Below are 22,793 nucleotides of genomic sequence, written 5' to 3' on the forward strand. Positions count from 1 at the left end.
CAGGGCCGGGGTAGTTGGAGACGTATGCCGTCCGGATAGCCCGGTGTCAGGCGGAAGCTGGGAAGGGGAAGGCGCTCTGTTCGCCAGTTTCAAGGTTGACCATCAGCCAGTGCTTGCTGGTTTCACCGTACCGAAGTAGTTCCCAAACGATGGTCATGCCGGCAGTAGTGACGGCCCGATTGATTAGACAGTCTTGGCTGCGCAGCGACTCAGCGACCGAGCACGATTTGCTGGTGTCATCAGGCAGGGTCTGTATCTCCGGGTAGGCGTCGAGCACGTTGGGGAACGTCTTGCGCAGCTTGGCGTCGATGGCACCAAACACGATCTGTCCATGCCGCGCATCGTTGCCCAAGTCCAGCCACATGGCCTTGGCTTTCAGGTTCCCGATAGCAACCCTTGCGGAGGGGACATCGACTGCGCTGATGATGAGGGCGGCGTGCGCTATGGCCTCTTCGGTTTCCACGCAGGGGAAACGATAGGGAAGGCCCACCCACTGCATGCCGAGCATCAGGTTGTAGCGGTTCGCAAGGCTGACGGCTTTGAAGTGCCCGAGGTCGCATGTCCAGAACCGCTGGCGGACGAGGTTCGGCTCGCGCACAACGCTGTCATCGATGATCGTGACTTTCAGCCCATAGGGATGGCCAAGGGAACGGATTGCGTGATGGAAAGACGCGAGGCAGTCCACCACTTCACTCCCGTTGCCCCCGGCACCGATCACGACGATGTTGATTGGCGACGAGAGCCAGTCGTTTGGGGCCTTGAACGTGGTCATGGCCGGCTTGATCGCAACCGCCGCGCTCATCGCTGGGCCTCCTGCACAATCGCCTCAAGGGTGACCTGATCGCGATAGCGCATGACCGGGACAAGCGATTTTGCAGGGAATTTTTTCGCCCTGGATTCGGCCAAGCCACGGTAGTAAGCGACCATCCCCGAGAAGTTCTCGCACCCCTTGATGGGCGTGACGGAACCGAGGTGGGTATTGACGCTCTCCAGTACGAACCGCTCCCAGGTGGGGATGTTTTCCACCAGAACTTCCTGCGGTAGCTTCACGTTGCCAGTGCAGAAGTTACCATCCTGATAGACGTTGCCCAGCGGTGCGTAGAACAGCGGGGTGCTCGGCTCCGGGCGCTTGTTTCCCTTGTAAGCAAAGCAGCGCAGAGGCTTTCCTTCGCCAGCGCAGAAGATCAGGCCCGGAAGCGGCGCTTTAATGGTGGCTTCGGGGAACGGCACATCGATCACTTGCGGAGCCACATACCAGACCAAGCAGCCGCGACCGCGCACTACCAGATTGCTCGGAACGAACTCGATCTGCGGCTGCTCGTTCAGCAGCAGTTCGACCAAGGATCGTTTGTCGTGCTCGCTGAACGCTCGGCCCGCCCCGAGAACAAATCCTTTGCCGCCCTCGATTGCGAGCACGTCATGACTGGTGACGTTCACCTGCCCGGTCTGCGCGTGGTGGTGAATGAGCATGGCTTTGCTGGTGGTCTCATTGCTGATCATTGGGGGTTCCTAGGGATTCGCAGATTTTGCCCAGTAGCTGTATGCAGGAGGCGGTATCACGGAGTATCGGAAGCGTTTGGCTTGCCATCTCCGGGCCTTTCAGGGGCAACCCGATTGCGGGGTAGCCGCACCCGTGTACCTGCCCGTCGTAACCTTCATAGGTACTATCCAGCAGGTTTGGAAAATCCCCAGAAACCTGAACCACGATGCTTTCGAAGAACGTCATGCCATCGCTCGCCGTCCCTGCCATGCTGTGAAGGTCGTGGTCAAAGCAGTAACCCTGTTCGGCTTTGGACAGGCACAGTTCCAGCGCCTCAACCAAGACCATCAGCGTGTCGGAGTAGGGGTTGCCTGCCTTCATTGCCTCTAACGCCTGTCTACGCAGGGTTCGCATCTCCTGCGGCTTGTCGGCCCCCAGATAGAAGCCCGACAGCTCGGTCAGTTCATGCATCTCCACCAACATCGCGGCGAAACGCTCCGCAGATTCCTCGTCGAATCCTTCGTCGCCGGTAAAGCTCCAGGTATCGAAGCCCAACTGCTCGTCCGGCGTGGTGAGCAGGTATTCCGTCATTTGCTCCACTGTTGCTGCACTGACCATCTGCTTCAACGAGGCGTAGGCCCCGGCGACTTCGTGGTTGTAGTAGCTGCCCTCGCCGAGGAACGTAGCCGGCGTGTTGAAGGGGATGAGGTAGTGCGTCATCGCGTCCAAGGTCTTGAACAGGATGACGCGGACCTCATGGAAGTCATCCACTTCGGGGAGTTCGAGGAAAAACTCCGAGAAGCACCCGCCTTCGAGAACGTAGTGCTCCCCTTGGATACCTCGCTCGATGCTGCTTTCAGCAGGCTCGGGAAGGGTAAGGACACCATCCAGCGCTGCGCCGATCTTGTCGAACAGGGCGCTAGCGCAGTCAGGCCCTTGCTCAATGAGTTCGGCCACCGCATCGATCTGAATGAGGCTGGCGTCGATACAGTGCAGGGTTGCCCCAGCGGCAACACAGGGATCGGCGTAGGGAGTGGTTAAGCTTTTGAGCAGAGCGGCTTTGTCCTTGAACAACCCCTTGGTTGGGAGAGCTAGAACACGCTCGATGCCGGCAACGACCTCACCAGTCAGCCGATGAAGGCCATAGGCGTTCGGGTAATGCTCCAGCCACTCCAGAGCCTCGGGGCCGATCAGCCCGCTGTCCAGAGCCTGCGTGCAAAGCGCGCTGTGCCCTTTAAAGTCCACACAGGAAGCGTTGGACAGCGCGAACTGCTCGTTCTGGGCTACCCGCATCGCTTGCGCGATGCCGGGCAGCGCGAACGGATTCAGCGCGGAAGGGGGAAGCTGATAACGCCGGGTGTTGAGGGAGATTGCAGCAGCGCCCATAACCGCCTCTTCTGGTGCTGTGAAAGTGAGTCATCGTCCTCGGCTGGAGAGACGCGGGCAGTTAGGTCGCCGCGCTCCCAGCTTTTGAGGATGGACAAGGGATCAGCCTTTGGCGCCGAACCCGGCTTCTCGGAATTCATAGACATAGGTGTCGTTTTCCTGAATGGGGGGGACGATCTTGGCCCCGGTGAGGCGGGGGTACTGGCGGGCGTAGTGCTTGAGAACTGCCTCGACTTCCATGCTGGGGTTCGGGTCCGGCAAATCACGGCCAGACATGCGGAAAACTCGGTCCAGAGAAATCACTGCAACAGTCATGGGGATATCCTTAGAACGAGGCGGCAAGGCTGTCGAAGGGAGCCGGCGCAGCGGGCTGCTGAGCGTGTTCCGCCGCAGGCGGCTGGGAGTCACCTGCCTCTTCGTCATCCTCGTCAGAAGCCTCAACAGTGGCCGCAGGCTTGGTTGCAGGCTTCTGTACCGCAGCAATTGCTTGAGCGCCCAGGGAGCGAATTTGCTCCAGCATTGCCGAGCCTTCGTTGACCGCCTGAATGTGGTGGGTCACACGGTCAAGTAGTGCAGCCTCTACTTCGGCTGGGGTGCCCGCGACCACCAGCGGCTTAGCCAGCGCCGCCCGCAGCGCCGCCTCTGCGTCAGTTGCTTTTTCCGGCGTTGGGCCGAGGTTCGCACTGAGCAGAACCTTGATTCGGCCTTCACCCAGCCCTTCGATGTCTACGGTGATGCGCTGCTTGGCGTTCGCTACTGCCGGTGCCACTGCGGAGAAGAAAGTGGTGCTCATGATCGGTTCCTGTTCAGGCTGCGGTTTGTTGGGAGCGGGGGGCCGATTTGCCTCCCTGTGCCGATAGTTCTAACGCAGCCGGCAGATATCCCAACCAATTGAACTGGGTGAATGCGAGGACCGCTTTGATGAGGTCTTCCGATTTGCCAGTGGCGAGTTTCTCAAACGCTTTCTCGCCGTTGACTTCGTTGTATTTCTCGGCGAATCCAGACCGCTTGCAGTCCTCCACGATGCCGGCCTTCACCTGCGCCTTGAGGTACGCCTCATTCATCTGGAAGTGCTCGACTGGTTGAATGCCTGCGTGCTGGATGAATGCCAGCGACTGGCGACCCGACACCGATTTGTCGAACTGGTCGGTAGCGTCAGTGCGGAACACGCTGCACGCCGCCATGCTCGACAGCAGTCGCATCAGGTCGTCCTCGGTGCGCTGCGCAAGTTTCACTTCCAGATCAGCGCGCTGGTTGCTGATAAGGCCCCGGCCTTGTATCCCGAGGTTGCCCTCCATGCGTTCCCGCAATTGGCTTGGAATCTCGTTGCGCACGTCGAAGTACATGCTGGTGACAGCCACTGCGAGAGCAAGGCGACGGTCATCCATTACTGCCTTGGTCGCCATCCGGCTGTACAGCGTGAATGCCTCGCGGCGGATCGCTCGCTTCAACTGCGCCGGTTGCGCTGGTGTCGAGGTTGCCCCCGGTTTTCGGGACGTGCCCGGTTCACTGGCGGGCTGGCGAGGCCCGGCGCTGCCCCCGGTGGTGTTCCCGTCTGGCTGCTGTGGTGGTGTGGCAGCTCCCGACGCCTCAGCGACCAGTGCCTTGTACTGAGCATGTTTATCGGCGTTGCACTTTCGGTCGAAGCAGTAGCCGCCTACCACCTCACCCTCGCGCCCAGCAGTGGTGGATACCACCGCCCCGTAGTTGGAGCAGGTGACGCAAGCCGCGAGTTGGGTTTCGCCGACCCCGGTGGAGCCCTTCGCTTCCAGACGGATATATCCGTCCTGGGGCAGAGTCTTGTCGGTATGGGCGACGCCGAACTCTTGCTGCGCGTCGATCAGCTTCACCTCGATGAGCGCAGCGGTCTTTCGGTTCCAGCAGACCGCGTTCTGGCAGCGCGATTCCCCAAGACTCACCTCGAACAGGTCAGCATTAGCACCCGAGTTATGGACACAGGAGCGGCATTCTTCGGTGTCGAATCGCGCCGATCCAAGATCGCGGGTGAGTGTCAGCAGGCGGTCGCGGGTATCGACAACGGAGTATCCCTTTTCGATGATCCGGCCAAGGATGGCCGGCTGATCGGCAGCTGGAAGGCGGCAAAGCAGTTCGGCGTGGCCAATCCTGATCTGATCCTCCAGCAGCGCCTCTGCAACGGCATCACAGGCGTGCGACAGCAGGATGCGGCTGTCGAGCATAGTGCGCGACCATCCCAGCGCCTTCATGACGGCTGCATGGTCATTCGCGTTGTCAGCCAGCAGCACCACGGCGTGCTGTGCTTCTTCAATGGGTGTGAGGTCAGACCGCTGCAGGTTTTCAACCGCTGCCAGCATGCGTGCTTCTTCATCGCTCATACCGCGAATTTCTGCGGCAATCGTCGTCTTGCCCGCGTCAATGGAGGCGGCGTGGCGGGTATTGCCGAACACAACTTCGAAGTCGTAATACGGATCATCACTAACCGGACGGATAAGGATTGGTTGAAGTACGCCATTTGCTCGGACACTTTCAACAAAAGCTGAATAGCTCGCTTTCTTTCGGCCCTTGCGCGGGTCAATTTTCGGATTGCGGCGTATACGGGATACAGCGACTTCTTGAACTTGGGCTTGAGACATTTCAGGCAATTCCTTGCTGGTACTTTCTTTAATTTATCTTGCTATTAGAACAACCCAAGCGTTCTCCAGATATTAATGGTGGTTGCGAGAAATCCAATGAGTAGACCAAAGAGAATCCAAGTTATCTGGACCAGAATTAAATAAATCAGCATGCCTACAGTCCCAAAAAGTCCGCCCAAAATCTCAAGTGGAGTTACTGGCCAGAGTGTGAAGCCGCTGGAGACGATAAGCGCGATATGAATACAGCCGATTGCGCAGGAAAGCAGAGAAATTACATCGCCAAGATTATGATTAATGCGGTACTTAGGCGTGGGTTTCATTTGAGTATCCGATGAGTTGGTAGTGATAAGCTACCAAGCCGAAGAAAGAACAAAAGCCTCTATCTTGCAGTTTTGTGGAACAAAAAAGGCGGCCAATGGCCGCCTCTCTGGTTGGGTTTAGCTCCGTTACTTGGAAGCTACTTCGCCTTTCTTCTCGTCGTTTTTAACGACCTTCTGGTCGTCGGCCTTTTCTTTGGCCGAAACCAACTTACCGTCTTTCCAAACGTAGTGCGGCTCGCCTACCGGCTGTTTATCCCAGGAATTGCGCGGATTACCGCTGCCGTTACCACCGGAGCCAGCTTGAACGCCAGCCACTACACCCATGGAGATCACAGCAGCGATGATGAAGTTTTTGTACATGGTAATTTCTCTTGGTAAGTCGGCGGGGTCAAACCCCGATAGTTGTCAGAACAGGGTGGGGTTTCGATTTTTTAACTCCGTCCGCTGCTCTTGATTCCAAGTTATCTGTTCCCTGAGTTATCCCAAGTTTATTCTGGAATTAATTGATTCTGACTAACTGGTCCTTCTCTATTGCATCGCCTTACTACTTGTATCGTTGTAAGGCGACTCGAAAGGTAGCGACGTTGAAACTCAGCGAGACGCTTTTTCCTGCACGAAACTGGACGGAAAAAAGCCGATCCCAAGTTCGCGCTCTCTCAGAATTCGTTCTGCGTGCCCGCATCAGGTGTGACAAGCGCCGTTCCAGCCACCTGGTTGGGAAGTAGCAAGCCGTTTGTAGGAGCGGCACCGTTCCGGGCGCGCAGAGCAGAGGGAGAACATGTACCCCACTTCGGTGGAACTGATTTTCTCCCTTGGGCAACCTGGTACCGCCGTTGACCAGACGGCGATCAAGTGAGGTGATGATTGGATAATGGGCTAGAGGTCCTGGAGCGGGTTCTTCAGGCAAGCATTCGCGAGCAACGGGCCGCGCGCCGCTGGAAGAGTTTCTTCCAGCTCTGCACGCTCGGCTTGGTGGTAGCGGCTTACACCGCCGGCGGCCCGCCACTCTCCGAAATGTGGGGAGAAAAGAGCGCTGGAATTACCGCGAAGGTTGCGGTCAGCGGAACGATCGCCGAAGGCGAGCGCGCGGGTGCTGCGATTGTGAATCGCGGCTTAGCGGCTGCGTTCAAGGACCCCGGACGAAGGCAGTGATCCTGGACATCAACAGTCCTGGCGGCAGCCCTGTGCAGGCTGGACGGGTGTACGACGAGATCAAGCGGCAGCGGAGCCTCCATCCAGACGTGAAGGTTTATGCGGTGATAGGAGATCTTGGAGCTTCGGGGGCTTACTACATCGCCAGCGCGGCGGATGAGATTTTCGCTGACAAAGCCAGCCTGGTTGGATCGATCGGGGTAACTGCAGCGAGCTTTGGCTATGTCGACCTGATGAAGAAGTTGGGCGTCGAACGGCGCGCATACACCTCTGGCGAACATAAGGCTTTCCTTGATCAGTTCCAGCCTGAGAATCGCGCTGAGACCGAGTTCTGGCGGGGCGTGCTGCAACAGACCCATAGGCAATTCATTGCGGCTGTGGAGCACGGCCGCGGCGATAGGTTGAAGACTAAGGACCACCCAGAGCTCTTTTCTGGCTTGGTGTGGTCTGGAGATCAGGCAATGGGGCTCGGCTTGGTCGACAAGCTCGGTGACGTTGACTACGTCGCGCGCGACGTGGTCGGCGCTGAGAAAATTGTGGATTTCACGCCGCGAGGAAATGCTTTTGACCGGTTCGCGAATCGCGTAGGTGCAAGCTTCGCGGGCGAGATTGCGATGACGATGGGGCTCGGCAATTTAGAGCTGCGATGAAGCTCGTGCAGAGTGCTGTGGGTGGCCAGCTTTGTGGCTATGCGCCGGCCTCGTATCAGTTGCGCTGTGCGGATTCTAACTCTTGATCTAGTAAGGATGATCTAGTGAATAAAGCTGTAGTTCGTGGCGGTGTTGTTGGGGGCTTAGGCGTTATGGCCTACGGGGCATATCTGTTCATCAGTGCCGGCATGATGATAGGGGGCTACTCGACGATTGGTGACTACAACGAGTGCATGAGGCTTTCGACCAACATCGCGGATCATCAAGGTGAGGTGAAGCAATTCCTCACCGAGGTTCAGAAAAGGCTCCCTGCAGAAGCTACAGCGACAGATGCCGTTCAGGGGACTGCAGAAGTGGCAGGCTCTGCTGTAGGCAAAAACACTTCGGATCCGAGACTCGCTCCGGAACTCAAAAAGTGCGTAGGAGAGTTGAAGCGGGGGCTTGAGACCGCTAGCAAATCCTAAGGCCGCCTATTCTGCACGCCCGGTCGGTTTCTGGGCGTTGCATGATCCGGTGCCGTTAGCTCTGGATTTGAGATTTCGAAATTATTCTTTCGATTCTCCATGGATAGGCTAATCCCCTTCTGGAAACGAAAGGATAGTTTCATTTTTAGAGGCTCGCCGCCAGAAAATCAACAAACGAAACCATAGCTTCGTTTTTCTTGACTTTACATATGTCATCCCCATAATCGAAGCCAAAGCTTAGATTTTTAAGGGTGCGGGCTATGATGAGCTACGTCCAGGTGCGTACTGCCGAAGACATCGGCAACGTCGTAAGAAAAGCTAGGAAAACGCAAAGAATTCTTCAGGACGACATGGCTGACATGATCGGAAAAAGCCATGTCCATCTGCGCGACATAGAGAAAGGGAAGGGCACCGTTGCACTGAGCAGCGTGCTGAAGCTGTTCGAAGAGCTGGGAATCCGGGTTTACCTGGATGTGCCGCATCCATGAGCAGATCGCTTGAAGTCCTGATCAACGATGACCACGTAGCAACGTTGAGTGAGCAGAACGAGGTGTGGCAGCTCACCTACACGCCAGATTGGCGGATGAGAGCGGACGCCTTCGATCTCGCACCCTCTCTGCCTAGGTCGAAAGGCGTCATTCTCGATGGCGCGTCTGAACGTCCTGTGCAGTGGTTCTTCGACAACCTGCTTCCAGAAGAGCAAGCCAGGCAATTGCTTGCCAACGACGCCAAGATTGTTGCTACAGATAATTTTGGCTTGTTGGCCTATTACGGAGCTGAATCAGCAGGGGCTGTAACACTGCTGCCAGATGCCACACAGCCACTGGCGACTGGCATGAAGCCGTTGCCAGATGACGTTCTGAGCCAACGCATCAGAAACCTGCCTCGCGTTGCACTGGCAACCGGTGCGCCCAAACGAATGTCTCTCGCCGGCGCACAACACAAACTTCCCGTCGTCATCAAGGAAGGCAAACTGTTCGAGCCGGAAGGCAACACGATCAGCACCCACATCCTGAAGCCTGACAACGAAACAGGGTTCTACAGCCACTCAGTGGCGAATGAGTGGTTTGTGATGAGCCTTGCCCGCATAGCAGGCCTAAATGTTCCCGATGTCGAGATACGCCGAGTGCCTGAGCCAGTCTATCTCATTGAGCGGTTTGACCGGCGCATTCGAGACGATGAGGTCGAGCGAGTGCACATGCTGGATGGTTGCCAGATCCTAGGCATCAGCAGTCATTTCAAGTACCAGCAGGCGACGATGGAGACCATGCGGAAACTCATTGAGCTTGTACGGACCAAGGCGGTTACCCGGATACGTCTGTACAAGTGGCTGGTCTTCAACCTGCTGGTTGGAAATGATGATTCACACCTCAAGAACCTGAGCTTTGAGGTCAGGCCAGACGGTTTCGAGTTGGCTCCGCATTACGATCTCGTATGCACATCAGTCTATGGGGCGGAGCCGACGCCGTGGTTGTCATCTCTGCTGACATGGCCTTTGGAGGGGCTGAGAACTCATGACGACCTCACTTTTGAGGCAACCCTCAATATGGGCGCTCATCTGGGGCTGACAGCCAGACAATCAACGCGCCTTCTCGAGGAGGTGATTGAGCCAGTCATGGCGGAGGGGCCAAATTTGCTTAAGGAATGTCAGCCGCAGATGAGCGCGGGGGAATGCCGACAGACGCGAATTATCTGGCACGGTGTGATCAAGGACATGCATGCCCGGCTGACCAGATGAGGAGAGTCGAAGCCCCGCACACCCAGCGGGGCTTCTCGTTTCTATAACTGTCGGAAGAAAGTACGTTATAGACCAGACGCCGATTGCCTGATCAGGCAGCCGTGGCCTCGCCTCTCATTACCGTCACATCCAGCCCACTGACAACCCGCGCACCTAGCCAGCCATCTGGGGGTGAGACGCGACATAGCTCAGTCCGTGGTCTGTTCCACCGCTGCATCAGCGGAGAGGGCTGGCACCTGAGCTTTCGGCTTCGCATGATTTCGTCGGTTCTGGCTTCGTTGCCGTGAAGCCTGCTGCTTCGCATGCAACATCTGAGACGCCGTCACAGTGCCAGCTATTTGACCGTTCAAATCCAGGCGCGGCGCATTCTCTACCATGCTTGCCCAGTATCGGGCTCCCCTACACCAGGTAGCGATGCCTAGCTTGAGCTGTTCGCGGGTGATTCCGAGCAGCCCAAGATGTTGCTCAGCATCCTGAAAAATCTCCTCCTTGAGAGGAACCTTAGGCGCTGGACTGGCAGGGAAGGCCAATGGGAAGTACTTCTGAAGTCGCCAGATTGCTTCTAGTACTGGATCTTGGCCCTGGGGCTTTTCTCGAGGTCCGGACTTTCGCTTAAGGTGCTTCTCGCTAGCGGCCTTCGCCTGCTCTTTCTCAGCCCGCAGGAGGTCACGTAGCCCTGCTAGTTGTTCAAAACCCATTGTTCGATTCACAGCTTCGAGGTTGATTGCCTAGCGCAAGGGTATTCCATACAGCTCTCGGGAGCACCTGGATCTGGATGAATCGTCGCTGACTTCACTGTTTACAGCCACCGACTCGGCCAAAGGCTTTACCCCGGAAGGCTTCTGAAAGATCTCCTCGCACTCGAAAGAACTACAAATTCCGGTATGGGTTCTGCTCATTGGGATTGAGGTCTCAGCAGCGATTTTTATCCATGTCTTTTTAGGGCAGCAGATGTTGCGCGGAGTGGCTAAGGCATTGGCTCACCCGGACGCTGAACACTGTGACTGGCGGTAAGCCCGATGCCTTAACCTTGGGGTAAACGCAGCGTTTGGCCGTCGAGTTCAGCTGCATACGACTACAGATTCCGGCAAGCTAATCAGCACAGATTCGTTGGTGCTTCTCGCCGAAAAAGTCCTCAGAGAGGGGATACGTCTCCTGCGGCAAACACTTACAAGTGCAAGAGCTTTTGCTCTTGAGTGAAGAATCACACGAGCCGCCGCGCGGCTACGAAGCCCGCAGACATTAGTTGGACGCCTGTTGCGAGGGCGCGACACCAAAGCTCCTTTTGGCGAGGGGGGACGGCGTGCCTTTACGGACGACGAGTGCCAGGTTGGCTTCGTTGGCTTTTTGGCAGCACAGGCAGGTATCTGAAGTCGACGATGTGATCCTGGCGCTCGGGATGGCTTAGATTCAATGGCCGACGACTCAGGGCGTGCACCTCGCGGACAGAGCTTTCCGCTGGCAGCTCCTGGAGCATCTGGCCTCACACAAGGCCCGTGGCGCCGGCCAGTTGCACTTTGCGATGGCCTCCTCAGCTCAGGCGCTTAGCATGTCGGATGCTGCCGGGTGTCTGACCAGTCCAGTCCTGAAATGCGCGGTGGAAGGAATTGGGATCTTGCCTGGCAACAACTCCAGTAGTGCAGCACGAACGCGATCCGCGGTGGTCGCTGTCGCGTCGAGTTCACCGAGGCGGCGGCGAAGGTCCGGCTCAAACACCCGCCACATGTTTTCGTTGAGCGTGATGAAGGGACGCAAGGCGTCCACGGCGGCAAATGTGACGCTCGGGCTCGTTCCCTGCTGGGCGGGAGTGCCGAAGAAGCTTTCGTAGCGCCGGGCGTGATCGCTGGGCGGCACTTTCGGAAGCGTCACCCGAAGCGCCTTGGCCGGCTCGCAGGTCGCGAGTCGGGCGAGGCGCAGGAAAAAAGCGAGCTCGGCTACCTGCAGCGAACAGGGCACTTCGGCCTGCACGGATAGCCATTGAGGCGTCAGCGTGAGATCGCCGTCCTTTCCAACCTCTACCTCTAGCCGCATGGGTGCTACGAGCTGCTTGTACTTGGCCAGGCGCTGTACGGCCTGCATGAGATTGGCGCTGCACAGGGCGGCGAACAAGGGAGGATCGAAGGTTTCGGCGGAGAGGGTATCGACGAGGCGCAAGGGGAACAGGGGGGCACCGGCTTCGATCTCCAGGGCGTACCAGAATCGGAAATAGTCCGCAGTGGAAAGGCCGGGCGCTCCACGAGAAAGCAAGTCGTCGGGAAGGCCGGCACGACGCAACACATGACCAGGCTTCAGACCAAGGTCCTTCAGCAGTGGCTGCCAGCCGATCTTGATTGGGAAGGTCTTTTTTTGCACCGCCGGAACTCCATCGCCACTCAATGAGGGAAGTATGCTGTCCCCATTCGAAATTCATACGTAGTATAAAAAGTGTGGGGTTCCAGTCTCATGCGAAGTGCGCCATATTAACGTCGAATTACGCCAACTTAGCTCGCCGGCGCTTCTCAATCTTTGTAGCTTTGAGAAAATTAAAAGCTTGATGAGCCAGTACGGCAAGTCACTTGCGTGATGTGATCACGATCCTTAACCCGGAATCCTCTCGCCGTGGGGTGCGGGCAATTCAATCGCCGCGTCGCATACGTACGGTCAAGGTGTACGAAGATCCGCACCCTGGTGAAATCGTAGAAACACAAGGGGGTAACCACAAGATTCTGAAAGCATGGAAGGCAGAGCACTGTGCTGAAACTTTTGAGTCTTGGCTAGATAAATAATGCATACCTGCTTGATGAATTGGTGTCGCGAAGCGGCGCCAATTTACAGGCTGGATTCGAGCTCACTAGCCGTTTGGTTGTGGGCTTAGAGTTTCGGATCGGTGCTACTGGATGCTGGTTGGGTTGAATTTATCAGGTAGCCGCACTACGTAACGCGGTGCAGTGAGTTAATCATCCGCTATTCTTCGCTTTTTCCCTGTAAAGACCTCCGTCTGGGTTTGACGTAATCCGAGAAGCATCTCCTATTCTTGCCTTCTATTCCACGAATGGCGTGGGAAAATTTACTCAGAAATTCAGTAGACCTGTTAAGACCGTCTAAAGATTAGAATGCTGTGCAAGCTCAAAAGCAAAGCCCCCATTAGCATGGTACGTTGCTAATGGGGGCTTTGCTTTTTTATTTCGGAGGATCGTTAGGCCTTGGTCAGTGGCGACCTCGCCGCAATTTCCTCGTGTTAGTTGCTGAGCTGACCGGATGCTTCAGAAGTAGCTTCGATAAGCATCTGGCGCAGTTCATTCAGCTTGTGCTGCATGCGCTCAGCAGGTGCAGCAATGACGATCGCTGCTGCAACCGAGCCATCAGTATCGAACACTGGAGCGGCAATACCAGCGGCGCCTTCGCTGAGCTCACTGATGCTGATTGAGACACCAGTTTCGCGGATTTCCTTGAGCTGCTTTTTCAGCGTCGAGCGGTCCGTGACAGTGCGCCAAGTCATCGCTTTGAGCTTTGCAGTCTTTAGGTAGTGTTCCTGAGTCCTCTCGTCCTGATAGGCGAGCAGGAGTCGGCCAGGAGCGGTGCAGTGCAACGGACGAGGCGCACCAAGCGGCGAAACGTAGCGCACAGGATTCTGCGAGTCGATCCCGTCGATGTGCGTCACCATCTGGGATTCGATGTCGATTACAGACAAGTACACGCTTTCGCCTGTCTTGACCGCGAGCTCTTCCAGGTAAGGACGCATCAGCTTGGGGAAGTTGCGTGTCGCCAGGATGTTGCCGGCAAGCCGATAGATGAACGGGCCAAGGCGGTAGCGATTATTCCCGTGGCTGAGATAGCCCTCAGCGACCAGCGGCCGCAGCAACGTCAACAGACTGCTCTTAGGGGTTTCCAGAATACCGCTCAGTTCTGCGAGCGACATGCCGTCGCCGGCCTTGGCCAGGACCTCGAACAGCCCGAGAATGCGGGTAACTGAGCGAGGGCCCATCGAAGTCGGTGTTTCTACGGCGTCCACGTCGTTTTCCCTGTTTTTCATGAAGTATCCCAATGTTTAGTGGGCGGGGATAAAGGGCCGCGCCCTCTTGCGGCGCGAATGCCGTGCAGTATATCAAATGGCGTTTAGAATTTTTCGTCTAGTAAGTACAATCTCCTCAAGGCTTAGTGCTGCCCACGTTTTCATTGATTCCCATCAGGCTCTCAGCTGATTCGCACTACTTCTTCAGCGCTCCTGCAACGATTTCCATGCTAGCACCTGTTTGCATAGTCGAACAGTGTTCATTAATATGCATTTGGGCGTGTCGCCTGGCCACCAGACTATCGATGGGTCTGTGGACTGAACGTCGTCCATTCGGACGGTGCAGCTTGGTTCGAGGAGTTCGTTATGGGATCGATGGTTGAAGGCAAGGTGGTGCTGGTCACTGGCGCCGGTGGCGGCATCGGGCGCGACATCGCCCTGCTGATGGCGCGCCACGGCGCCAGGGTTGTGGTCAACGATGTGGGGGCATCCGTCTCGGGGGAAGGGGCCGACGTCGGCCCTGCCCAGAAGGTTGTCGACGAGATCGTCTCTGCCGGCGGTGAGGCGGTGGCCAACACCGACAGCGTTTCCGATCCGGCCGCAGCCGCACGCATGGTGGAACAGGCGGTACAGCAGTACGGGCGCATCGATTGTGTGGTGAATAACGCCGGCATCCTGCGGGATCGCTTCTTCCATAAGATGACCGCCGAAGAGTTCGACGCCGTACTCAAAGTCCATCTGTACGGCTCCTTCTATGTCAGTCGGGCCGCTGCGAACTACTTCAAGGAGCAGGAGTCCGGTTGCTTCGTGCACATGACTTCAACCTCGGGTCTGATCGGCAACCTTGGCCAGGCGAATTACAACGCAGCCAAGCTCGGCATCATGGCGCTCTCCAAATCCATCGCCCTGGACATGGAGAAATTTAACGTCCGTTCGAACTGCGTGGCTCCTTTCGCCTACAGCCGGATGATCGGCGCCATTCCGACCGATACGCCGGAACAGCAGGCCAGGGTCGAGAAGATCAAGCAGATGACACCCGCCAAGATCGCGCCAATCTGCGTCTACCTGGCCAGCGATCAGGCCGCCGAAGTCAACGCCCAGGTCTTCGCAGTGCGCAACAACGAGATATTCCTAATGAGCCAGCCACGACCGATTCGTTCGGTGCAACGCTCCGAAGGCTGGACCCCTGAAAGCCTGGCCGAGCACGGCATGCCGGCGCTGAAGGGCTCCTTCATTCCGGTTGAGCGCTCGGGCGAAGTCTTCACCTGGGACCCGGTCTGATTTTCTGGGGAGGGGCTGCTTGTGGACGTGCAGACACGCTTGGCGTTGGCCACTAATATCGGTGACTTGGTCCGGATCTGGGCGGAGTGCGCCGGCGACGCCCCGGCGTTGCGAGAGCCAGGACGCGAGTTGAGCTATGCCCAGCTGTGGTATGCCATTGAGGGCGCCGCAAGGCGCCTGACTATCGAGGGTGTGAGCCGTGGCGATCGGGTGATGCTGGTCGCGGAAAACTGCATAGCTCAAGTAGTCCTGACCTTCTCTTGCGTGGTCCTGGGCGCTTGGCCGGTGAACGTCAATGCGCGTCTCAGCGCGCGCGAGATTGAGAGTATTCGTACGCATTGTCGGCCACGCCTGATGGTGTTCAGTTCGGCACTGTCAGCGGATGCCGAGGCGCATGCCGCCAGGCAGGGCGCCTTGCCTTGGCGCGGGGACGAGCTGTTCGATGGCTTCTCTATGATTGCCGCGCTCGGTGAGGTGCCTCCGGAAGAAGATGAGTTGGCCAGGGACGTGGCCGCGCTGGTGTATACCTCCGGTACGACCGGCGCGCCCAAAGGGGTGATGGTCAGGCATCAGGGGTTGCTGCACTTCGCCAGAGTTTCCTGTGCCTCCCGCTCGCTGGGGGCCTCTGACAGGGTTTACGGCGTGTTACCGCTGCCGCACATCTTCGGCTTCGCCACAATCCTGTTGACCACCCTGTACGCCGGCGCCTGCTTGGTGCTGGAGCGCAAGTTCACGCCCGAACGACTGCTGGAAACCCTGCTTCGTGAAGGCATCACCACCTTCCAAGGAGTGCCGACCTTGTTCACCAGGGTGGTCGAGCACCTGAAGCTAAACGGCACGCGCCTTCCTAGCACGAGCCTGCGTTACCTGTATTCGGGAGGGGCCTCGCTGGACCTGGCAGTGAAGCGTGAAGTGGAGGCCGTTTTCGGCCTGCCTTTGCATCAGGGTTACGGCATGACCGAGTACGCTGGCTCAATGTTCATTACCCGCACCGCCGCGCCGAGGGACGACGATTCCTCCGGCTATCCCAATGACGGAGTCGAGATCCGCCTGATGGACGACGACGGCAACGAAGTCGCTCCGGGACAAGTGGGTGCGATCCAGATTCGCGGGCCTGGTGTTATGCGCGGTTACTACCGCAATCCACAGGCCACTCGCGAGACTGTGTCCGCCGAGGGTTGGCTGGCCACAGGCGATCTGGGGAGGCTCGAGCCCGATGGTGCGCTATTCATCTCCGGTCGGACCAAAGACCTGATCATCCGCTCGGGATTCAACGTGTACCCGGTGGAAGTCGAATCGGTGCTCAACGCGTGGCCGGGAATCCAGCTTTCAGCGGTGGTGGGGCACGCTCGTAGCGGCGGCGACGAGGACGTCGTCGCCTTCGTAGAACTCCAGGCTGGGCAACGGTTGGCGATGGCCGACCTGCAGGCCTACCTCGTTCGCGAGCTCGCGCCATACAAGCGTCCCTCGCGGATAGTGATCCTGCATCGCATGCCTGTCACCTTCAACGGCAAGCTGCAGAAGCTGCAGCTGCGGGAATGGCTTCAGCATGGTGGCGCCGAGGAGGGTGCCATTAGCGAGGTGTGCGATTGACCGTGCCTGGTTGATTCGAATACCTGGCTGTCGTATAAATATGCGAACGATGTTCATAAAATAACAAAAGCAGGGATGGCATTCCTTCCCGTGGAGCTTGCAATGAGCCAACCGGCAACTTGGACCGTACCCGAACACGTACCCGAAGACCGCGTAGTGGACTTCGACTTCATGCACCCGCCGGGTGCCGAAAGCGATGTGCATGCCGCGTGGAAGGCCCTGCACCGAGGGCCGGACATAGTCTGGTCGCCCTACAACGGCGGTCACTGGATCGCCACCCGCGCGGAAGATATCGAGACCATCCAGAAGGACAACCTGCGCTTCTCCCATGCCCGGGTGACCATACCCCGCAGTGATGACGTCACGCTGGTGCCGCTGGAACTGGACCCGCCGGAGCATACCGCTTATCGCACCCTGATTACCCCGTCGTTCCTGCCGCAGGCCATCGCCTCGATGGAGAGTGACGTACGCGCGCTGACCATCGAACTCATCGAAGGATTCAAGAATAAGGGTGAGTGCGAGTTTGTCGGCGAGTTCGCCAAGATGCTGCCGATCGTCATCTTCCTGCGCCTGGTCGATTTGCCCCAGGAAGATCGCTTGCATCTTCTGGAAATGGCCGAGCTATCCGTGCGCGGAGACCTGGAGGAGCGCCAGCGCTCGCAGGGCATGCTGATGGGCTACATCGGTAAGTGGGTCCAGGAGCGCGCCAGCAATCCGGGGAATGACCTGATCAGCCTGATCGTAAATGCCAAGATCGATGGTCAGCCGATATCGCCCGAACGCATGTTTGGAATGATGATCGTCGTTCTATTCGGCGGCCTGGATACCGTAGCCGCGATGATGAGTTTCATCTGCCGTTTCCTTGCCGAGCATCCCGCTGAACGTCGGCGCCTGGCTGAGGAGCCCGAGCTGATTCTAACCGCCGTTGATGAGCTGATCCGCCGCCATGGCGTGACCAACACCGCACGCGTGGTGGTCGAGGACATCGAGTTCAAGGGCGTTCAGCTGAAGAAAGGCGATCAGATCCAGGTACCCAACGCGCTGTTCGGGCTGGATGAGCGCCGCTTCGCCAATCCGATGGAGATCGATCTGGCGCGCAAGCCTGTCGTGCACGCGGCCTTTGGCAATGGGGCGCATCGTTGCCCGGGTTCGTTCCTGGCGCGTACCGAGATCAAAGTATTTCTGCAGGAATGGCTGAAGCGGATTCCCGAGTTCGAGATCAAGGCTGGTGAGCAGCCGCGCTGTGCCTCGGGCATGGTCAACGGCATGCTTTACCTGCCATTGCAATGGAAAGTGGCGTGAGGCGCCTGGGGATATAAGTGATGAAGAAATGGCAATGTTTTTTCTGCGGTTTCATATATGACGAAGCTGCGGGCTGGCCTGATGAGGGCATCGCCGCCGGGACTCGCTGGGAGGACATCCCCGAGGACTGGATGTGCCCCGAATGCGGCGCGGCCAAGAGTGATTTCCAGATGGTCGAGATCTGATCGGCGACGACAGCCATAACCTCATCAGCCGTGGAACGAGGCATTCAATGGATTTCTCCAGCTACCAGGCGCTCAAACTCGAACGCGACAATGGCGTTCTCACCATCACCCTCAATCGTCCCGAGACACTCAATGCTATCGACGACGATATGGACAAGGAACTGGCCCGTGTCTTCATCGAGGCCGGCCATGACCCGCAGACCCGGGTGATCATCTTCACCGGCGCCGGTCGCGCATTCAGCGCTGGCGGCGACATCGAGGAAATGCAGAGGGTCATCGACGAGCCGCAACGCTTCGTTGACAGCATGCGGCGCGGCAAGCAGATCGTGTTCTCGATGCTCGATTGCCAGAAGCCGATCATCGCCAAGATCAACGGCCACGCCATCGGCCTGGGGGCTACGCTGGCCCTGTTCAGTGACATTTCCTATGCGGCGCTTCCGGCGAAGATCGGTGATCCCCATGTTGCCGTTGGCTTCGTCGCTGGTGACGGCGGGGCGGCGATCTGGCCACAACTGGTTGGTTTCGCCAGGGCCAAGGAATACCTGCTCACCGGTGACCTGCTGACGGCAGATCAGGCCGAGCGCATCGGCCTGATCAACTACGCGGTGGCCCCCGAAGAGCTGGACGGTCGTGTGCAGGAAGTGGCAAGTCGGCTGGCCAACGGTGCCGCCAACGCCATTCAGTGGACCAAGGCCTCCATCAACATCGCGCTGAAGCAGGTGGTCACCTCGGTGATCGATGCCTCGTTGGCCTATGAAGCGCTGTCGAACCAGACCGAAGATCATCAGGAGGCGGTCAACGCCTTCCGGGAAAAGCGCAAGCCAGTGTTCAAGGGTCGCTGAATGACGCTTGCCAGACTGCAGGCTACGCCTGCAGTCGCTGGTTACAGCCTCACGGGCCTAACAGCCCCTTGTGGCGTCCTCGTGAGCCTGCTTCGGCAGGCTCTTTTTTTTGTCCATGGTGGTCCCGGCCGAACGTGCCGGGTCGCCTCGCGGCCGTCTGCAGAGGAGAGTCTGGAATGATGAGTTTCATGGGGAAAGTCGTTCTGATAACTGGCGCCGGGCGTGGAATCGGTCGGCAACACGCGTTATTCCTGGCGCAACGTGGCGCCCGTGTCGTGGTCAACGATTTCGGTGGCGACGGGCGTGGTGAGCAGGGTGGCAATCCCGGTCCTGCCGAGGCAGTAGCCGCTGAGATTTGCGCTGCTGGTGGACAGGCGATCGCCGTCTGCTGTGATATCGGCGATAGCGAACAGGTTAAGCGGATGGTGGCTGAGGCCGTCGAACAATGGGACGGGGTCGATGCGCTGATACACAACGCGAGCACCTACGCCGATCTGGGGCCCTTCGAATCGGCACGTGTGAACGACCTGGAGCGCATCATGCGGGTCAACGTGACCGGCGGCTGGAACGTTGCCCAGGCTGTCTGGCCGTACATGCAGCTCCAGGGCCAGGGGCGCATCGTGATAACCGGCTCCGGGGCTGGCATGTTCGGACGTCGTCGTGACCAAGCCTACAGTGTGGCGAAGAGTGCGTTGATCGGCCTCACCAAAGTACTTGCCGCCGAGGGGGAGCGGCAGGACATCATGGTCAACCTAGTGGGGCCAGTGGCGTTCACCGAACAGTCCAGCGCACAGGGCATCCCTTCGATCATGGAGCGCTTTGCGCCGCCGATCATGGTCAGTCACCTGGTCACGCTGCTCGCCCATACCGCATGCCCGGTCAATGGCGAGATGTTCCATTGTGGCGGCGGGTTCGTCTCCCGGGTGTTCGTCGGAGAGACGCCCGGCACTGTCTACACGCTGGACAACATGTCCCCGGAAAAACTGTACGAGGACCTGCCGCGTATCCTCGAGGAGGCTGGCTATGCCGTGCCGTCGAACTCCGATCAGTCTGGCGCCCGGTTGTCGGCGGGCATCGCCTCGATCAATCCGGAGTTCGCCGAGGCACTGGCGGCCGCCAAGCGCAAGCGCGAAGGCGGCCGGTAGCCAGGACGCCACCACCGGCGCTACTTGGCGCGCCGGTGTCGCCCGGGGATAAAAAAATCCCGGCGTACCGGCCCTGGAGCCGGAGGCCGGGATACGCTCAAAAACGTTCGAAGATCGCAGCCAGGCCCTGGCCGCCTCCGATGCACATGGTTTCCAGGCCATAGCGGCCCTGGCGACGCTGGAGCTCATGCAGCAGCGTGGTCAGCATGCGCACGCCGGTGGCGCCGATCGGATGGCCGAGGGAAATGCCGGAACCGTTGACGTTGAGGCGCTCGGCGGCATCCCATTCGAGTCCCTTGAGCACGGCGAGCACTTGGCAGGCAAAGGCCTCGTTGATTTCCATAAGGTCCATCTGTTCGAGGCTCAGGCCGGTCCTGGCCAGCAGCTTGCGCACTGCGGGAACGGGGCCGATACCCATGCGCGAAGGCTCGCAGCCAGCGGCGGCCCAACCGACTAGGTAACCCATGGGTTCCAGACCCAGTTCGGCGAGCTTGTCCTCGGCGACGATCAGGCATGCAGCCGCCGCATCATTCTGCTGGCTGGAGTTGCCCGCCGTGACCGTGCCATCACGCATCAGCGGACGCAGCTTGCTGAGGCTGTCCAGGCTCGCGTCAGCGCGAATGCCTTCGTCGCGGCTGAACAGCAGGGGATCGCCCTTGCGCTGAGGGACGCTGATCGGCACGACTTCGGCATCGAAGCGTCCCTCGGCCCAAGCCGAGGCGGCGCGTTGATGGCTGCGCAGCGCATAGGCGTCTGCGTCCTCGCGGGAGATCCCATAGTCGCGCGCCAGGTTCTCCGCCGTCTCGATCATGCCAGAGATGTGCCCGAAGCGTTCCTCGGGTTGCGAACGCTCGCGGCCACGCTCGAGGCGATCGTGCAGCTTGACGCTGCCCGAGCGTGAGCCCCAGCGCATGTCGGTGCTGTAGTACTCGATGTTGCTCATGCTCTCGACGCCGCCGGCGATAACCACGTCTGCGGCGCCGGTCTGCACCATCATCGCTGCGCTGACTACTGCCTGCAGGCCGCCACCGCAGCGCCGATCCAGCTGCATGCCCGGTACCGACACCGGGAGGCCGGCTTGCAGGCCGATCCAGCGGCCGACACAGGGGGTCTCACTGTTGGCGTAGGACTGGGCGAATACGATGTCGTCGATCCGTAAAGGGTCCAGGCCGGTTTTCTGCAGGATCGCGTTGACCACGTGCGCTCCCAGTGCCTCCACGGCCAGGGGGCGCAGGCTGCCGCCGAAGGTACCCACTGGGGTGCGCAGTGGGGCGACAATTGCTGCTCGTCTCATGGTGATCTCCAACTGGCCGGCTCAGAGGCTGGCGGCGTCACGTTCCAGCTGTTCGCGGAACTGGGGGTGGGCGATGTCGATCATGCGGCGGACCCGCTGGCGCAGGCTCAGACCGCGAAGATCGGCGATGCCGTATTCGCTGACAATCAGGCCCGCGTCGCAGCGGGGGGTGCTGACCGGCCCGCTCAGGCGGGCGACGATCCGGCTGTTGGGCCCGGCGGTCGAGGGCAGGGCGATGATCGGCAGGCCGCCATGGGAGCGCCGCGCGCCGCGCAGGAAGTCGACCGCACCGCCCAGGGCGCCTACGTAGTTGCCGGCGGCGGTCTCCGCATTGATCTGACCGCTAAGGTCCACCTCGATAGCCGAGTTGATCGCCACCAGGCGGTCCTGCCCGGCGAGAATCTCCGGGTTGTGCGTGTAGTCGGTCGAGCGCATGTGGATCTGCGGGTTGCGGTGTGCGAAGCGATGCAGCGCACGGCTGCCCATCAGCACGCCGGCGACGGTCAGGCCTGTGTCCAGCGTTTTGCGCGAATTGGTGATGACACCCTGGCGAATGAGATCGGCGACGCCGTCGCCGATAGTTCCGGAATGGATGCCGAGCTCGCGGTGGCCTTCAAGTGCCTGGACCACGGCTTCGGGAATCGCACCTATGCCGAGCTGCAGGGTCGAGCCGTCCTCGATCAGGCCGGCGACGCGCTCGGCGATCGAGCGCTCCATCGGACCGGGCTGGAGCAGTGGGCTTTCCAGGGGCGCGCGGTCGCTATGCAGGATCGCGTCAAGGTCGTCCTCGTATAGGTAACGTTCGCCATAGGTCCAGGGGCAGGCCTGATTCACCTCGGCGATGACCACGCGGGCCGTCTCCAGGGCGGGTAGCAGGTATTCGTGGGCCAGACCCAGGCTGTAGCGACCCTGTTCGTCCGCCGGGGCGAGCTGGAGCAGCAGCACGTCTACGCGCAGCAAGCCGCTGCGGATCATTTGCGGGAATTCGGAGTAGTGGCAGGGCAATATGTCCAGCGCTCCGGCCTTGGCCAGTTGCCGGTTGGCGCCGCTTCCACAGTAGGAAAGGAAGTCGATTTTGTCCGCATGCTCGGGCCGACAGCTATCGCTGTTGGGGATGCCGAGCAGGACGCGTATGCGCCCCAGATCGTGACGCTGCTCCATTAGGGCTTTGGTTAGCGGCAGGGGTTCCGCATTGGCCTGGCCCCAGAGCACGGTATCGCCGGGGCGGATCAGCGAGGTCAGGTCCAGCGTTTCTTGCGACAAGAGCTTGGCCATGATTTCGTTCTTAATTGTGAACGGCGTTCATATTATAGTTGTGGCCTGGCGCTGCCAAGTAGCCTTGGCGAGAAAGTCTCGGT

The 22,793-nt window shown here is 59.0% G+C and carries 23 protein-coding genes and 1 pseudogene; 11 read left to right on the forward strand and 13 right to left on the reverse strand.

Going from position 1 to position 22,793, the window contains the following annotated elements; all coding sequences use genetic code 11:
- Positions 1-46 precede the first annotated feature (46 nt).
- The 8 genes from GJV37_RS06260 to GJV37_RS06295 form a co-directional block, all read right to left on the reverse strand.
- The gene (locus tag GJV37_RS06260; RefSeq protein ID WP_138526915.1) at positions 47-802 is read right to left on the reverse strand and encodes a PRTRC system ThiF family protein; all 756 of its coding nucleotides are present in this window, start codon (positions 800-802) and stop codon (positions 47-49) included.
- A complete protein-coding gene (locus GJV37_RS06265) occupies positions 799-1,500 on the reverse strand; it encodes a PRTRC system protein B (RefSeq protein WP_138526916.1) in 702 nt (233 codons plus the stop codon). Before GJV37_RS06265 ends, GJV37_RS06260 begins: the two co-directional genes overlap by 4 nt.
- On the reverse strand, positions 1,487-2,866 hold the full coding sequence (locus GJV37_RS06270; protein WP_138526917.1) for a hypothetical protein: 1,380 nt from the start codon (positions 2,864-2,866) through the stop codon (positions 1,487-1,489). The genes GJV37_RS06265 and GJV37_RS06270 overlap by 14 nt, the downstream gene beginning before the upstream one ends.
- A 102-nt stretch (positions 2,867-2,968) precedes the next feature.
- Complete coding sequence (locus GJV37_RS06275) at positions 2,969-3,181, reverse strand: PRTRC system protein C (protein ID WP_138526918.1); 213 nt, start codon at positions 3,179-3,181, stop codon at positions 2,969-2,971.
- Positions 3,182-3,191: 10 nt separating this feature from the next.
- Entirely contained in the window at positions 3,192-3,659 is a 468-nt protein-coding gene (locus tag GJV37_RS06280) for a hypothetical protein (protein ID WP_024766601.1), read from the reverse strand.
- Positions 3,660-3,672: 13 nt separating this feature from the next.
- Positions 3,673-5,478, reverse strand: coding sequence for a PRTRC system ParB family protein (locus GJV37_RS06285; RefSeq protein ID WP_193452233.1), 1,806 nt, complete (start codon positions 5,476-5,478; stop codon positions 3,673-3,675).
- Positions 5,479-5,522: 44 nt separating this feature from the next.
- On the reverse strand, positions 5,523-5,798 hold the full coding sequence (locus GJV37_RS06290; RefSeq protein WP_193452234.1) for a hypothetical protein: 276 nt from the start codon (positions 5,796-5,798) through the stop codon (positions 5,523-5,525).
- 126 nt (positions 5,799-5,924) lie between these two features.
- Positions 5,925-6,158 (reverse strand): hypothetical protein, encoded by a 234-nt coding sequence (locus GJV37_RS06295; RefSeq protein ID WP_193452235.1) that lies wholly within the window; start codon positions 6,156-6,158, stop codon positions 5,925-5,927.
- Between the two features lie 504 nt (positions 6,159-6,662).
- On the opposite strand from GJV37_RS06295, the pseudogene GJV37_RS06300 reads away from it, so the two are divergent.
- From GJV37_RS06300 to GJV37_RS06315, 4 genes and pseudogenes are all read left to right on the forward strand, one after another.
- Positions 6,663-7,600: pseudogene (locus GJV37_RS06300) on the forward strand (S49 family peptidase).
- A 104-nt stretch (positions 7,601-7,704) separates the two neighbouring features.
- Positions 7,705-8,064, forward strand: coding sequence for a hypothetical protein (locus GJV37_RS06305; protein ID WP_138527020.1), 360 nt, complete (start codon positions 7,705-7,707; stop codon positions 8,062-8,064).
- A 260-nt stretch (positions 8,065-8,324) separates the two neighbouring features.
- Positions 8,325-8,552 carry a helix-turn-helix domain-containing protein gene (locus GJV37_RS06310; protein ID WP_246228250.1) on the forward strand — a complete coding sequence of 76 codons (228 nt, stop codon included), beginning with the start codon at positions 8,325-8,327 and terminating at the stop codon, positions 8,550-8,552.
- Positions 8,549-9,802 carry a HipA domain-containing protein gene (locus tag GJV37_RS06315; RefSeq protein ID WP_138526996.1) on the forward strand — a complete coding sequence of 418 codons (1,254 nt, stop codon included), beginning with the start codon at positions 8,549-8,551 and terminating at the stop codon, positions 9,800-9,802. Before GJV37_RS06310 ends, GJV37_RS06315 begins: the two co-directional genes overlap by 4 nt.
- A gap of 188 nt (positions 9,803-9,990) precedes the next feature.
- On the opposite strand, the gene GJV37_RS06320 is transcribed toward GJV37_RS06315, so the two are convergent.
- Positions 9,991-10,500, reverse strand: coding sequence for a ProQ/FinO family protein (locus tag GJV37_RS06320; protein WP_193452236.1), 510 nt, complete (start codon positions 10,498-10,500; stop codon positions 9,991-9,993).
- Between the two features lie 838 nt (positions 10,501-11,338).
- Complete coding sequence (locus GJV37_RS06325; protein WP_223121857.1) at positions 11,339-12,154, reverse strand: AraC family transcriptional regulator ligand-binding domain-containing protein; 816 nt, start codon at positions 12,152-12,154, stop codon at positions 11,339-11,341.
- A 251-nt stretch (positions 12,155-12,405) separates the two neighbouring features.
- Between GJV37_RS06325 and GJV37_RS29785 the strand changes: the two genes are divergently transcribed.
- Positions 12,406-12,567, forward strand: coding sequence for a hypothetical protein (locus GJV37_RS29785; RefSeq protein WP_425326833.1), 162 nt, complete (start codon positions 12,406-12,408; stop codon positions 12,565-12,567).
- A gap of 452 nt (positions 12,568-13,019) precedes the next feature.
- On the opposite strand, the gene GJV37_RS06330 is transcribed toward GJV37_RS29785, so the two are convergent.
- Positions 13,020-13,793: an IclR family transcriptional regulator gene (locus GJV37_RS06330; RefSeq protein WP_223121858.1), complete on the reverse strand. Its 774-nt coding sequence runs from the start codon at positions 13,791-13,793 to the stop codon at positions 13,020-13,022.
- A gap of 366 nt (positions 13,794-14,159) precedes the next feature.
- Here GJV37_RS06330 and GJV37_RS06335 point away from each other — a divergent pair, with 366 nt between their 5' ends.
- The 6 genes from GJV37_RS06335 (at position 14,160) to GJV37_RS06360 (ending at position 20,141) form a co-directional block, all read left to right on the forward strand.
- On the forward strand, positions 14,160-15,074 hold the full coding sequence (locus GJV37_RS06335) for an SDR family NAD(P)-dependent oxidoreductase (protein WP_218939138.1): 915 nt from the start codon (positions 14,160-14,162) through the stop codon (positions 15,072-15,074).
- Between the two features lie 27 nt (positions 15,075-15,101).
- Entirely contained in the window at positions 15,102-16,667 is a 1,566-nt protein-coding gene (locus GJV37_RS06340; RefSeq protein WP_138526500.1) for a class I adenylate-forming enzyme family protein, read from the forward strand.
- A gap of 156 nt (positions 16,668-16,823) precedes the next feature.
- A complete protein-coding gene (locus GJV37_RS06345) occupies positions 16,824-17,969 on the forward strand; it encodes a cytochrome P450 (protein WP_218939136.1) in 1,146 nt (381 codons plus the stop codon).
- A gap of 20 nt (positions 17,970-17,989) precedes the next feature.
- Positions 17,990-18,154 carry a rubredoxin gene (locus GJV37_RS06350; protein ID WP_138526494.1) on the forward strand — a complete coding sequence of 55 codons (165 nt, stop codon included), beginning with the start codon at positions 17,990-17,992 and terminating at the stop codon, positions 18,152-18,154.
- A gap of 47 nt (positions 18,155-18,201) precedes the next feature.
- Positions 18,202-18,996 (forward strand): enoyl-CoA hydratase/isomerase family protein, encoded by a 795-nt coding sequence (locus GJV37_RS06355; protein WP_138526493.1) that lies wholly within the window; start codon positions 18,202-18,204, stop codon positions 18,994-18,996.
- A gap of 176 nt (positions 18,997-19,172) precedes the next feature.
- Positions 19,173-20,141, forward strand: a complete 969-nt coding sequence (locus GJV37_RS06360; RefSeq protein WP_138526492.1) for an SDR family NAD(P)-dependent oxidoreductase — start codon at positions 19,173-19,175, stop codon at positions 20,139-20,141.
- Between the two features lie 97 nt (positions 20,142-20,238).
- Here the strand turns inward: GJV37_RS06360 and GJV37_RS06365 are convergent, their stop codons facing one another.
- Together GJV37_RS06365 and GJV37_RS06370 are read right to left on the reverse strand one after the other, a co-directional pair.
- Positions 20,239-21,435 carry an acetyl-CoA C-acetyltransferase gene (locus tag GJV37_RS06365; protein ID WP_138526491.1) on the reverse strand — a complete coding sequence of 399 codons (1,197 nt, stop codon included), beginning with the start codon at positions 21,433-21,435 and terminating at the stop codon, positions 20,239-20,241.
- A gap of 21 nt (positions 21,436-21,456) precedes the next feature.
- The gene (locus GJV37_RS06370; protein ID WP_138526490.1) at positions 21,457-22,710 is read right to left on the reverse strand and encodes an acetyl-CoA hydrolase/transferase family protein; all 1,254 of its coding nucleotides are present in this window, start codon (positions 22,708-22,710) and stop codon (positions 21,457-21,459) included.
- Between the last annotated feature and the right edge of the window lie 83 nt (positions 22,711-22,793).

The organism is Pseudomonas nitroreducens (genome assembly GCF_010994165.1).
Taxonomy (GTDB): Bacteria; Pseudomonadota; Gammaproteobacteria; order Pseudomonadales; family Pseudomonadaceae; genus Pseudomonas; species Pseudomonas nitroreducens.